The organism is Flavobacterium sp. 316 (assembly GCF_000967805.1).
GTDB lineage: Bacteria > Bacteroidota > Bacteroidia > Flavobacteriales > Flavobacteriaceae > Flavobacterium > Flavobacterium sediminilitoris.
Map to the genome: position 1 here is coordinate 517,604 of NZ_JYGZ01000003.1, position 13,087 is coordinate 530,690.

At 30.8% G+C, this 13,087-nt stretch carries 6 protein-coding genes and 1 tRNA gene; 2 read left to right on the top strand and 5 right to left on the bottom strand.

Annotation, left to right across the window (positions count from 1 at the left end; all coding sequences use genetic code 11):
* Positions 1-256 precede the first annotated feature (256 nt).
* From pbpC to SY27_RS08715, 3 genes are all read right to left on the bottom strand, one after another.
* Positions 257-2,626, bottom strand: coding sequence for a penicillin-binding protein 1C (gene pbpC / locus SY27_RS08705; protein WP_045969216.1), 2,370 nt, complete (start codon positions 2,624-2,626; stop codon positions 257-259).
* A gap of 49 nt (positions 2,627-2,675) precedes the next feature.
* Positions 2,676-8,183: an alpha-2-macroglobulin gene (locus SY27_RS08710; RefSeq protein WP_045969218.1), complete on the bottom strand. Its 5,508-nt coding sequence runs from the start codon at positions 8,181-8,183 to the stop codon at positions 2,676-2,678.
* A gap of 97 nt (positions 8,184-8,280) precedes the next feature.
* Positions 8,281-8,721 carry a nucleoside deaminase gene (locus tag SY27_RS08715; protein WP_045969224.1) on the bottom strand — a complete coding sequence of 147 codons (441 nt, stop codon included), beginning with the start codon at positions 8,719-8,721 and terminating at the stop codon, positions 8,281-8,283.
* Positions 8,722-8,932: 211 nt separating this feature from the next.
* On the opposite strand from SY27_RS08715, the gene SY27_RS08720 reads away from it, so the two are divergent.
* Both SY27_RS08720 and SY27_RS08725 read left to right on the top strand, forming a co-directional pair.
* Positions 8,933-10,711 carry a 1-deoxy-D-xylulose-5-phosphate synthase gene (locus tag SY27_RS08720; RefSeq protein WP_045969225.1) on the top strand — a complete coding sequence of 593 codons (1,779 nt, stop codon included), beginning with the start codon at positions 8,933-8,935 and terminating at the stop codon, positions 10,709-10,711.
* Complete coding sequence (locus tag SY27_RS08725) at positions 10,708-11,652, top strand: DUF3078 domain-containing protein (protein WP_045969226.1); 945 nt, start codon at positions 10,708-10,710, stop codon at positions 11,650-11,652. Before SY27_RS08720 ends, SY27_RS08725 begins: the two co-directional genes overlap by 4 nt.
* Before the next feature lie 64 nt (positions 11,653-11,716).
* Here SY27_RS08725 and SY27_RS08730 read toward each other — a convergent pair.
* Both SY27_RS08730 and SY27_RS08735 read right to left on the bottom strand, forming a co-directional pair.
* A tRNA-Val gene (locus SY27_RS08730) sits at positions 11,717-11,791 on the bottom strand.
* Between the two features lie 79 nt (positions 11,792-11,870).
* Positions 11,871-13,085: a folylpolyglutamate synthase/dihydrofolate synthase family protein gene (locus SY27_RS08735; protein WP_045969227.1), complete on the bottom strand. Its 1,215-nt coding sequence runs from the start codon at positions 13,083-13,085 to the stop codon at positions 11,871-11,873.
* Positions 13,086-13,087 lie beyond the last annotated feature (2 nt).

Here is a 13,087-nt window from a genome sequence, read left to right on the forward strand (position 1 = left end):
TACACGTATCTTGAATATCACTTTTTTGATAAACAAGGAAACCAAATTAAATAACAAAAACCGCCTCTCATAAAAGATGGGCGGTTTTTTTTTATAAAAATACCTGAAGCCTACTAGGCTTCCTCCTCTTAATATCAAATCTCGTGACGCTTACACCTATCTTGAATATCTCTTTTTTGATAACATCTTCATTGGTTCGAGAAAACCGCATTAAGAACAAAAAAGTCATTAAAAAGCGCTCGAACTTACGTTTTCACTAATTGCTTTCTATTTTAACTTTTCTTTTAATTTCTGTCCCTAATTCATCTACAACGGTTATTATATGAGTTCCCGTTGACGCTACTAATTGCATTTCATGGAATGTTTTAGTGCTGCCTAAATACTTTTCATCTAAATACCAAAAAAGTTCCATTTCAGAGTTGGAATGTGCGACTTTTAAAATAACAGGTTGTAACTCTCCTTCAAAATCTTTAGTTAGCATAATTTTAATATTAGCACTTGGATATATAAAATCCATCTTTTTATCTTGATTGTTATCTACACAACCCTCTTTATATGGTGGTAACATTTTATAATTGACATGCTTACTTTTATAATACCACTCTATAACTGGAGGTAATACAAACCATGATTTTGTTACAATATTATCCATTACTTCACAATTATTATTCACTCTAAATTGTTCGCTTTTATCTACATGGATTAGCTTATGGTAAGGGCAGCTTTCTGTTTTTTTAGCTGTTTTAGGAATCCATTGTAAACTGGCATCACAATTCTCCTGAGCCATATATCCTGACTGATTACAAATTAATTTTTCTTCCAAATCATTGTAAGGTGCTTGAAACCAATTTGTTTTTGGAAACAATCTAAAAACATCAAATAAAATAGGAGCAGCACTCTCTACCCCTGTTAATAAAGGTCTTCCTTCTCCTGTTGCATTTCCTACCCAAACACCTACAACATAATCTTTTGTAATTCCAACTGCCCAAGCATCTCTTCCTCCAAAACTTGTTCCTGTTTTCCAAGCTATCTCTAGTGATGAATCATAAAACCGCCATGCTTCATCGCCATGTGGCCTATTCACTTCTTTCATAGCATTAAATGTTTGCCAAATAGCTCCTGCACTAAACACATTTTTTTCTCTCTTGGGTTTACCAAAATCTGTTTTAAACGCACTATTATAATTCAAAGTTGCTAATTCATTACTTCTAAATTCATCTTGTGTTTGAGTGTAGTTTGTTAATGTTCCAGACATATATGCATAAGCTTTACATAAATCCCAAAGGTTGGCTTCCGCTCCACCAAGAATTAATGACAATCCATAATTTGAAGGATGCCTATTAACATCTCTTAATTTTAATTTTTGAAGTTGTTCATAAAATCTAGTTACTGAATATTCTTGTAACATTAAAACAGATGGAATATTTAACGAACGAGCTAATGCTCTACTAGCAGGAACAGCTCCGTCATAAGCCAAATCGTAATTTTGAGGAGAATATCCCGAAATTTGAGTTGGTACATCTGGAATTAAAGTATTGGGCAATATTTCACCATCATCAAGCATTGCTGTATATAAAAAAGGTTTTAAAATACTTCCTGTGCTTCGTGGTGCCTCAATAATATCAACGTCTTTTTGATGTTCTATATCTGTTGGGCTATTTCCCACATAAGAAACTATATTTCTAGTTTTAACATCTACTACTAAAACTGCTATATTGTGAACTTGATTTTGTTTGTATAGATTATAGTATTGACTTACAATATCATTTACTCTTTCTTGGATTCCAACTTTAATAGTTGTTTTTACTTTTTTTCCTTTATGTTCTTTTGCTACTTTCTGTAATAAATGTGGTGCAATTTGTGGAACTGAAAATGGTTTTTGAGGTAACGGCTCCAACAAAGCTAATTCATAAGTATCCTTATCAATCGTTTTATCTAGGTATAGTTTTTTTAATAATCTGTTCCTTTTTTCCAGTAATTTTTGTTGATTTTTTCCAGGATATATTAGACTTGGAGCGTTTGGCAAAACAGCTAAAGTTGCCGCTTCCGCCCATGATAATTGATACGGTTGCAAGCCAAAATAGCGCCAAGATGCCATTTCTAAACCTACCACATTACTTCCGAAAGGAGCATGAGCAGCATATAATTGTAATATTTTATCTTTTGAATGACGAAATTCTAATCGGGTAGACAAAATCACTTCTATCCCTTTCTCAAAATAGGATCTTTTTTTACCATCTCTATGTAAACGTATTACTTGCTGGGTAATAGTACTTCCGCCTCTAACTATTCTGTTTGTTTTTTTATTTTGTAAAAAAGCATGATACATTGAAATAGGATTAAAACCAAAATGTTTATAAAAATATTGATCTTCAAAAGCAACAATACATTGCTGGAACTTATAAGGCACACTATCATTTTCTGGAAATCTCCATTGTCCATCATCTGCTATTTTTGCCCCTATGAATTGCCCATCAGCACTTTCAATTACTGTAGTGTAATTTGATTTAAAAAGAGTTTGAGGCAATGAAAAATAATAAACTACTATAAGTATACAGCCTATAGTAGTTTTAATTTTATGCTTTTTTATTTTATCAATTACATTTAAAGAAAAAATATTTTTCATAACAATATGAAAACCAGATAGCTTTTAAAAAAACTATCTGATTTTTGTTTTATTCTTTTATTATTTTTATCCATTGCCCTTTATTTCTTACCACATAACTATCATCATACATGGCTTCGCATTGAATTCCTGGTAAATAGTAATCTCCTAAATAAGATGCATTTAATGCTATTGTAAATGTTCGAGATTCATTTGATTTTAAACTAAAATAGAAATTTGTTCTATCATCACGAATATCAATATAATCTGCTTTATTTTCTGCAACACTTCCAAAATCGGTATAGCGAGAATTCATAATTTCAAACCCAGAAGGAATTATTTGCGTAAGTGCTACATTTTCAATTCTCTCACTAGAATTATTTCTAATTGTTACTTGAGCTATAATCTCCGTACCTTGATAAATAGCATTAAAATTAATTGCAGCTCCTGATTTTGCTTTATATGAAATAACAGCCGATAAATTTTTCTGCATTTCTTTTTCTTGTCCTATAGGCAATACTCCACTATTAAGTACTCTTACATAAATAGTATTACTATTATTATTTTTAATTGATACTGAATATTTCCCTTGCTTAACAGACAAACTCTTATCTATAATTGATTTTTGAGTTACTAAATTATCTGATTTTCCATTAAAACTCACTACTGTATTAACTCCTTTACCTCCGTTTTTAACTGCAAATTTTGACATTGCATATAAAGAATATGCTGTAGTTTGCGTACTCATATATTGATTTGAGGAAAGGCTTTTAGCTAATCTATTTGCTAACTCGAATGCTTTTGTTTTATTGTCTACTAATAAATACGTTTCCAATAGCATTGCTCTACTTCTATCTTCTGATCCGTAATAATAATAGTTTCGTTTTGTATTAAAATCAAATGATGATACTTCATTAATTAATTTTAATGCTGCATTTTTCTGTCCAACAATAGCATAAGTAGCAGCCAGACGTAATTTAGACTCATCTGAAATACCTACTGTTTCTCTTAATCTATTCATAGATGCTAAATCGGCAGAACCAGCAAGAGCTAAAGTATATAATCGATATGCTTGAGCAAAATCATTATAATAGCCTCCATTATATCTCCACTGTTTTGATTGTCTTTGTTGATATGAAATCCATTTTTGCTTAAATCCTACTGGTAGGACATATCCTTTTTTCTCTGCTTCTATCATAAAATGTCCTGCATAAGACGTTCCCCAATCATCTGAATAAGCACTTCCTTGCCAATATGGTAATCCTCCGTTTGAGATTTGGAATCTTCCTAATCTTTGAATTCCATCGTTTACATTTCTTTGAATATCTTGTTTTTTTGCATCGTCAATTGCAACTACATCTGTTAAATATAATTGTGGAAAAACACTTGACGTAGTTTGCTCAACACAACCATGAGGATATTGAATTAAAAACTTCAATCTTCTATTGAAATCGATTGTAGGGAAAGACGAAATTTCTAACTGAGCCTTATTTGTCCCTGTTATTCCAAATGTTTCCCAATTAACTGATTTTGTTGTATTAGGTTCTAAAACAATATCTACAAAATCTGTTGTCTCTGGATTTGGATTTACAATATCAATCTCTACTGGGAAAGATGCTTTTTCAGAACCAGAAGTAGCAATTACTTCTATTTTACCTATTCCAGTTACATCACCAACTTCTAAATTGAAATATAACATTTTCTCATCAGGTGAACTAAAACTAATTTGTTGTTTAGCTGATTCTAATATTCTAATTCCATTATTTGTTTTTACTTGCACTGTTACATTTTTAATGTTGTTTTCCATTGCAAAAACAGTAACTGGTAGTGTTATTTTTTCATTTGGAGAAATTTTCCTAGGAACAGATGCTAAAACCATTAAAGGATTTCTTACTGGTGTAGTTTTTTCAGCGCTACCATAGGCATTTGTTTTTGCATCTCCTGCTACAATCATTGTACGAACAGAACCTACATAGTTTGGCAAAGTAATAGTATGTGATTTTGTTTGTCCTTTCTCTAATTTATATGGCCCTAAATATATAACTACTGGCTTAAATCTATTGGCTTTTTTAGCATTACTTCCTCCTAAATCTTCATCTCCACCAATACTAAAAATCTGATTAATTTTTCCTCCATAAGCTCCTATTACGTCATCATAAACATCCCATGTTTTCACTCCTAAAGCTTGTTTAGAATAGAATTTATCCCATGCATTTGGAGTTTTAAAACGTGTTAAATCTAACAGTCCTTCATCTACAATTGCAACGGTATAGGTCATTTCTTTTCCGCTTTTTTCACTTACTTTTAGCGTTGCCTTTTGTTCTGGACGAAGCACTTGAGGCATTGAAACTTGAGGCTCTAAAACTGTATTTTTATCAATTACTTCTATAGGAATAATTCCATACATACGTATTGGTGTATCATTCAAAGTAGAACCATGTGGTTTTAGCAATGTTATATTCACATAAACATTTGGAGCCATTTCTGGTGTAACTGGAATTTCTACTTTTGTTTCTCCTTTAGAGGTATTTGCCCAAAATGTTTTAACCACTTTTGATCCATTTTCTAATGATAATAAGGCTCTTCCTCCAGCACTAGAAGGGAACGATATTATTGCTTTTTCTCCTACAGCATATTTTTCTTTATCCGAAGCAAAAACCAACATATTTGCAGTTGACCCATCGCCTGATTTCGTTTTTCCTGACCAATAAGGCCAATCAATAATAGAAGTTATACTTGTAGCATGTCCGTCATTTGGATCTACCACACGTATTAAATAACGCCCCCAATCATCCTCAGGAACAGAAAATTGAAAACTTCCTTTTCCACTACTATTTGTGGTGATATTGAAATTTTTATAAGCAGTTGTTGCGTTATCTGAATTATATCTTGCTAAGTCATCTCCATCAGAGTTCCACCACCATCTCCATTCTACTTTATACACTCTTACTTCTAAATTTCGAACTGCTTTTGGTCTACCATTTTCAGAAAGTGTAACTACATCAAAGCGATTTACTTTTCCTGTTTCAAGCATTCCATATTTGTTTGGTTCAGGGCTTTTTAATCCAACATAGGTTTTATAAGGTGAAAAACTTGCCGTAACAACATCTGTACTAAAGTCTCCTCCATTTTCGAATGCTTTAGTTTGCATTACTATTTTTAATTTCCCTGGTGCTTGATTAGTTATTTCTGGTTTAAGTGTTACATCTGTTTTTCCACTTTCATCTACTTTCCCAGAAAAAACATTTACTTCTTCTGTATAAAATTTTCTTACATCATCATCAAAATCATAATTTGAATATCCTTTAAATGTTGTCTGTTGTTCCATGAATTTGGCTTGCATTTCTACTTTCAAATTTTTAGCAACAGCACCATGTAACCAATTGACTTCTATTTCCCCTTTATTCAAGTTGTTTCCTGAAATTTGAGCATCTGCAAAACTGTTTTTAATTTTTAAACGGTTTGGTTTAATTGTTTCAATTTTTATAGACTTAAAGAAACTAGCTCCTCCAACTGAGACTTTTGCTTCCCAATTTCCTGTAATATCTGAATCTTTTGTTACTATTTTAAATTTATAATGATTGTTTTCATTGTATTTCTGAACGGATTGATACATTAATTTTCCTCTTGGATCAGATAGCTTAAATTTGATAGGGTGCGATTTTTCCAATTTACTTTCATTATCATTCAACATGAAAGCAATATGCAATGTATCACCTGGCCTCCAAACACCTCTTTCTCCATAAATATATCCTTTCAATCCTTTTTGTAGCGTTTCACCACTAACTTCAAAATTACTAACCGATAATGATTGCCCTTCATCTAATCGAACATACGTTGTGTTTTTGTCTTTAGTTACAATAGCGAAATAGGCATATTTTTTAACATCAATTGTAGCAATTCCTTCTGCGTCTGTTGAGACTGAAGCTAATTTTTGTTGTTGAAAATCATACAATTCTATTGTGGCTCCAGAAACTGGATTAGTTGAAATGATATCATTAACAGCAAATAAGTAAGATCCATTTTCTCCTCTTTTTGCAATTACACCTAAATCGGTTGCAATTACATTTGTTGAAATGGTATTGCGATAATAATATGATTTTGTACAAGGATCTTCTCTTTCATACCAATCGTAATCGTCATAATAATAGTCGTCATAATAATAATCATTATTACTACGAACTTCATCTTTATCAAAGTTATCTTCGTCTTCTTCTATAATTTCTTCTTCTTGAGAAGCAGAACATTTATATAATGAATATTTTTTCTTGAAATTAATTTCTACACGATAAATAGCACCTGGTTCTGGTTCAATAATTTTAGATAAGTCTAACGCATAAGCACCCCATTTACTATAATTAATTAGACTATTCTTTTTTAATACTATTTTTTGTTTTGCAATAGGTGATGCTACTTTTCTTAAATTTTGACTTCCATTTATTTGATTATCTTGAAGAAACTGTAGTATATTATTCTTGTGTATTTTATATATTTTTACATCAACCGCGCTTAAATTTACAGCTTCAAAGTTTATTTTTAAATTATTTGAACTTGGTAAAATTGTTCCACTTTTTATAAATTTAATTGCTGGTTTTATCTGTTCAAATGAAACTTTTTGAGAGAAATTTTGTTTCATTTTAAAACCATCTTCACTTTGAATTCCTTGAAATACTTCAACTAACAATTCTCCTTTCAAAGGTTCAGAAAAGATTATTTTAAGTAAATTTCCTGCTGTTGAAAATTTTAAATTTGATGCTGATTCTACATCTATAAGTCCATCAAAGTTTTGTCCTTTTTTTAACGGATCTGAAAAATTTAATAATAAAACCTGATTATTATCTTCTTGAACTTCTGCGCTTATTATTTTAAAGTTATTTTTACCCGGAATTTCATATTCTAATGTTCCCGCTTGATCAATTCCTACATCTTTACCATTCCATTTAATGGTAATTTTGCTATCTTCTTCAAAACGTTGAATACTATCTATAACTATTTTAAATTCTTTTTCTGTACTTAGTTCTTTATCTATTTTAACTTTTAATTGTTTTCCGTTTTGTTCTACTTTAACTAACTTGTTTGCAGTTTCTAAATCTAAGTTATCGCTTGTTGCAATTATTCCATTCAAATACAAATATTCTTTGCTATATGATTGTAAATCTAATGTTGAAACAATAAAATCCTGCTTAATTGTTTTAATTGAAAAATTAAAATCTTTTAGTTCTTTTGGAACATCTTTAATTTCAGAAAGATGCAATGAAATTTGATATTCTTTATTAGATTCCAATGGCTTATTTGGAACAAATGCAAGTGTATTTGTAGAAAGCGCAATTACTTTTCCTTCTACACTTGGGGTAATTGTAAAAAAATCGTCATCTAATTCTTTTTTTGGTGTCCAATCTGCATTATCAAATGCTAATACGACTCTAACATCACTTTTTGCTGAAACTAATCCTGAACTAAAATTCAAAATATGTTCTTTAAAAAGAGAATAATCAGAATTAAATTTTTTGTTTTCTTTAGAACAAGAAACAATCATAACTAAGATTAAAAACAACCTTAAAAAACGAGAACTTTTCATAAAATACGAATTTAAAAAGATAAAAATAAAATGCAGATTTCTATTACAAAATATTCTTTAAAGGTACTATATTTTTTAATACAGGAGATAGGATTTTTTATCGTTTTGTTCTAAAAAAAGCTTTCATTAATATAGCGCATTCTTTTTCAAGAACTCCCGAGACTACTTTTGTTTTAGGATGCAATTGAGTTCCCATTTTCAAGAATCCTCTATTTTCATCTGACGCACCAAAAACAATTTTAGAAATTTGACTCCAATATAAAGCTCCTGCACACATTTGACAAGGCTCTAATGTTACGTATAACGTGCAGTCTTTCAAATATTTCCCTCCTAAATAATTAGCCGCACTTGTAATAGCTTGCATCTCTGCATGCGCTGTAACATCGTGCAATAATTCTGTTAAATTATGACTTCTAGCAATTACTTTATTATCTATTACAATAACTGCTCCAACGGGAATTTCTCCTTTTTCAAAAGCAATTTCAGCCTCAATTAAGGCTTTTTTCATAAAATATTCGTCAGTAAAAATATTTTCCATTTTTCAAAATTACGAAATCTAGATATAATTCTTATTGTATTAAACAAAAAGGCTTTCAGTAGAAACAAAAAATTCTGAAACTCAAAAAATCTATTATAAAAACTGAAGTGAATACATCATAAGAAATTGAAAAGCAAAAGTTAAATATTTTATCCAATATGAATAAAACTAGACTAATACAAAACAAAAGTTTAAATTTGCTTTTTTTATAATGGAAAGCAACATACTAAATACAATTAATTCCCCAAAAGATTTAAGAACACTTTCTGAAAATCAATTACCACAGCTTGCACAAGAATTGAGGGATTTCATTATTGATATTATATCTCAAAAAGGAGGTCATTTAGGCGCCAGTTTAGGTGTAGTAGAACTTACTATAGCTTTACATTATGTTTTCAATACACCAGAAGATCAATTAGTTTGGGATGTAGGACATCAAGCGTATGGTCATAAAATCTTAACAAAAAGAAAAAATATTTTCCATACTAATAGGGAATTAAATGGTATATCTGGTTTTCCAAAAAGAAGTGAGAGTATTTATGACACTTTTGGAGTAGGACATTCTTCTACTTCAATTTCAGCAGCATTAGGAATGGCTTTAGCTTCTCAATTAAAAAAAGAAACTGAAAAACACCATATCGCTATAATTGGAGATGCTTCGATAGCAAGTGGAATGGCTTTCGAAGGGTTAAATCATGCTGGTGTTACAGACGCTAATTTATTAGTTATTTTAAATGATAATGCTATAGGAATTGATCCAAGTATAGGTGCTCTAAAAAATTACCTTACCGCTGTAAAGGAAGGCAAAAACCCAAAAGGAAACAATATCATTAAGTCTTTAAATTTTGACTATTCCGGTCCAATAGACGGCCATGATTTACCAAAACTAATTTCAGAATTAAATAGATTAAAAAAAGTAAAAGGACCTAAGTTCCTTCATATTATTACCACAAAAGGAAAAGGACTACAATTGGCTGAAGAAGACCAAGTAAAATATCATGCTCCAGGGAAATTTGAGGCTAAGACAGGGAAAATACACCCAAAAAATGAAGACGGACTACCTCCTAAATTTCAAGATGTTTTTGGACACACACTTGTTGAGTTAGCAAAACGAAATGAAAAAATAATAGGCATAACTCCTGCGATGCCAACAGGAAGTTCCATGAAGTTTATGATGGAAGAATTTCCAGAAAGAGCTTTTGATGTAGGAATTGCCGAACAGCATGCTGTTACTTTAGCAGCAGGAATGACAACACAAGGAATGATTGTTTTTTGCAATATTTACTCTACCTTTCTACAACGTGCTTATGATCAGATAATTCATGATGTAGCTTTACAGAAACTCCCTGTTATTTTTTGCTTAGATAGAGCAGGACTAGTTGGTGAAGACGGAGCTACTCATCATGGTGTTTTTGATATTTCTTATTTAAATTGTATTCCTAATTTAATCATTTTTGCCCCTATTAATGAAATTGAGTTACGAAATATCATGTATACTGCCCAACTTGGTTTAGATTATCCGATTGCCATTCGTTATCCTAGAGGACGAGGAGAAATAACAACTTGGCAAGAACCATTTCAAAAAATTAAAATAGGAGATGCCAAATGTCTTAAAAAAGGAAGTGAAATAGCATTCCTTTCTACTGGTACAATAGGTACGAATGTAGAAAAGGCAATAATTAAATGTAATAATCCAGATTTAATTTCTCATTATCATTTTCCATTTATCAAGCCAATAGATCAAAACACCTTGGCTGAAATTAGCACTAAATATAAAACCATCATAACAATTGAAGATGGCTCTATAATAGGCGGTTTTGGTTCTTTAGTAAATCAATATATTACAGAAAACAATATTCCCATCAAAGTCTTAAATTTAGGAATTCCTGACCAATTTATAGAACACGGAAGCATTGAAGAATTACAACATATCTGCAAAATAAACGTTACAACTATTATTAACCAACTAAATTTTTTAATTCAATCATGAGAAAAGCCTACCTACTAGGATTTCTATTATTTACCTTACAACAAAATTTTGCCCAAATAATTAGAACAGAACTCCCTGATACAATATCATATTGGAAAAAATCAAATAAAATTGGATTAGACATCTCTCAAATCACTTTCGTAAACTGGAATGCTGGAGGAAACAACTCAGTATCAGGCTTATTTAAAGGGAATTTCATAAGAGAATATTCTAAAAAAAATCTAAATTGGAAGAATGAACTAATTTTCCGTTATGGAATAAACAAACAAGAAGGAAGAGAAGTAAGAAAAACAGATGATCAAATTCAAATAAATTCAACCATAGGGTTCAGAAAGGATACTGTTTCTAATTGGTTTTACAGTGGAAAATTTAATTTCAACACACAATTTGCAAATGGTTATTCTTATCCGAATACAGAATTTGCAATCTCTAAACCGTTTGCTCCAGCATATTTTTTTGTTGGTATTGGTAGTGAATACTCTAGAAAAGATCTTAATTTAAATGTTTACTTATCACCTTTAACTCAGAAAACCACTCTTGTTTTAGACAGAAGGTTAGCTAATCAAGGAGCTTTTGGAGTAGATGCTGCAATTTATGACGAAGTAACAGGAGAATTGCTTCAAAATGGAAGGAAATCGCGAACAGAAATTGGAATTTTAATTACAAATCAATGGGAAAAAGAAATATTCAAGAATATAAATTTAGAACATCGTGCTAGTTTATACTCTGATTATTTGAATAATTTTGGAAATATTGATATTGATTGGCAATTACAATTGAACATGACCATAAATGAATATGTTAGAGCAAATATTGGCACTCATTTAGTTTATGATGATGATGTAAAAGCAAAAGAAGAAAAAGAAGGAGAACAAATAATTGTAGGACCAAAAGTTCAATTAAAACAATTATTAGGTGTTGGCTTAGTATACACGTTCTAATAATCCTTCACTTATAAAACCAAAAAAACCTATAAATAAATATTTATAGGTTTTTTTTATTAAGTGGGCGATGAGGGGTTCGAACCCCCGACCCCCTCGGTGTAAACGAGGTGCTCTGAACCAGCTGAGCTAATCGCCCCAATAAATTGCTTTACTTCCGTATTGCGAGTGCAAATATAGTGTAGAATTTAGAATTTGCAAACATTTTTTGAAAAAAATTACACAATTTCTGCTACAACAAAAGTACTTCCTCCTATATAGATAAAATCAGTTTTTGAAGACAAACTCAGCGCTACTTCATAAGCCTCTGAAACAGAATTATATGTATCTCCAAATAAAGAATATTCACCAGCTTTTTTTTGTAAAGAGGCAGAAGAAAGTCCTCTAGAAATATTTGGCTTACAAAAATAATATTTCGCTTTTTTAGGAAATAAAGGCAGAATACTGTCTAAATCTTTATCATTAACCACCCCCAACACAATATGTAATTGATTTATTTCTTCTTTTTTTATCTGATCTAATACTATTTTTAACCCATGCGAATTATGAGCTGTATCACATACTACTTTTGGGTGCAAATTAAGAATTTGCCATCGTCCTAATAACCCTGTATTAGAAACAACCTTTAAAAAACCTTTTGATATGGCTTTTTCACTTATAGGAAAATAATTTTTAAGAATTTCTAATACTGCTAAAACTGTTTTTTTATTTTGCTTTTGATAATCTCCTAACAATTCACAAGGAAGGTCTTCAAAATATAAATCTTGCGCAAAAGTAATTGGCGCATTGTTTTTATCTGCTAGTTCTTGAAATACTTTTTTAGTTTCAAGAACATATTCTCCAATAACAATAGGCGTTCCCAATTTTATTATTCCTGCTTTCTCTATTGCAATTTTCTCTAAAGTATCTCCTAAAAACTGTGTATGATCTAACCCTATATTCGTAATAACAGACACTAGTGGATTAACAATATTAGTAGCATCCAAGCGTCCTCCCATACCAACCTCAACGATTGCTACATCTACTCCTTCTTTTGAAAAGTAGTCAAAAGCCATTCCAACAGTCATTTCAAAAAAGCTAAGCTTATTGGCTTCAAAAAAAGGTTTATTATTGGCAACAAAATTAATCACAAACTCTTCTGTAATCATTTCGCCATTTATTTTTATACGCTCCCTAAAATCCTTTAGATGTGGAGAAGTATATAACCCTACTTTATAACCTGCTTCTTGTAATACCGATGCCAATAGAGAAGAAGTTGAGCCTTTCCCATTAGTACCAGCAATATGGATTGTTTTAAATTTTTTATGTGGATTTTTTAAATAATCATCAAGCAAAATAACATTAGACAAGTTATCTTTATAAGCGGAAGCTCCTTGATTTTGAAACATAGGGAGTTGACTAAAAAGCCACTCTGTTGTTTCTTTGTAATTCATAA

What these genes read in the sequence shown, in the direction of transcription:
- SY27_RS08710 (WP_045969218.1), bottom strand. Translation starts at nt 8,183, where the DNA reads ATGAAAAGTTCTCGTTTTTTAAGGTTGTTTTTAATCTTAGTTATGATT.
- SY27_RS08715 (WP_045969224.1), bottom strand. Translation starts at nt 8,721, where the DNA reads ATGGAAAATATTTTTACTGACGAATATTTTATGAAAAAAGCCTTAATT.
- pbpC (WP_045969216.1), bottom strand. Translation starts at nt 2,626, where the DNA reads ATGAAAAATATTTTTTCTTTAAATGTAATTGATAAAATAAAAAAGCAT.
- SY27_RS08725 (WP_045969226.1), top strand. Translation starts at nt 10,708, where the DNA reads ATGAGAAAAGCCTACCTACTAGGATTTCTATTATTTACCTTACAACAA.
- SY27_RS08720 (WP_045969225.1), top strand. Translation starts at nt 8,933, where the DNA reads ATGGAAAGCAACATACTAAATACAATTAATTCCCCAAAAGATTTAAGA.
- SY27_RS08735 (WP_045969227.1), bottom strand. Translation starts at nt 13,085, where the DNA reads ATGAATTACAAAGAAACAACAGAGTGGCTTTTTAGTCAACTCCCTATG.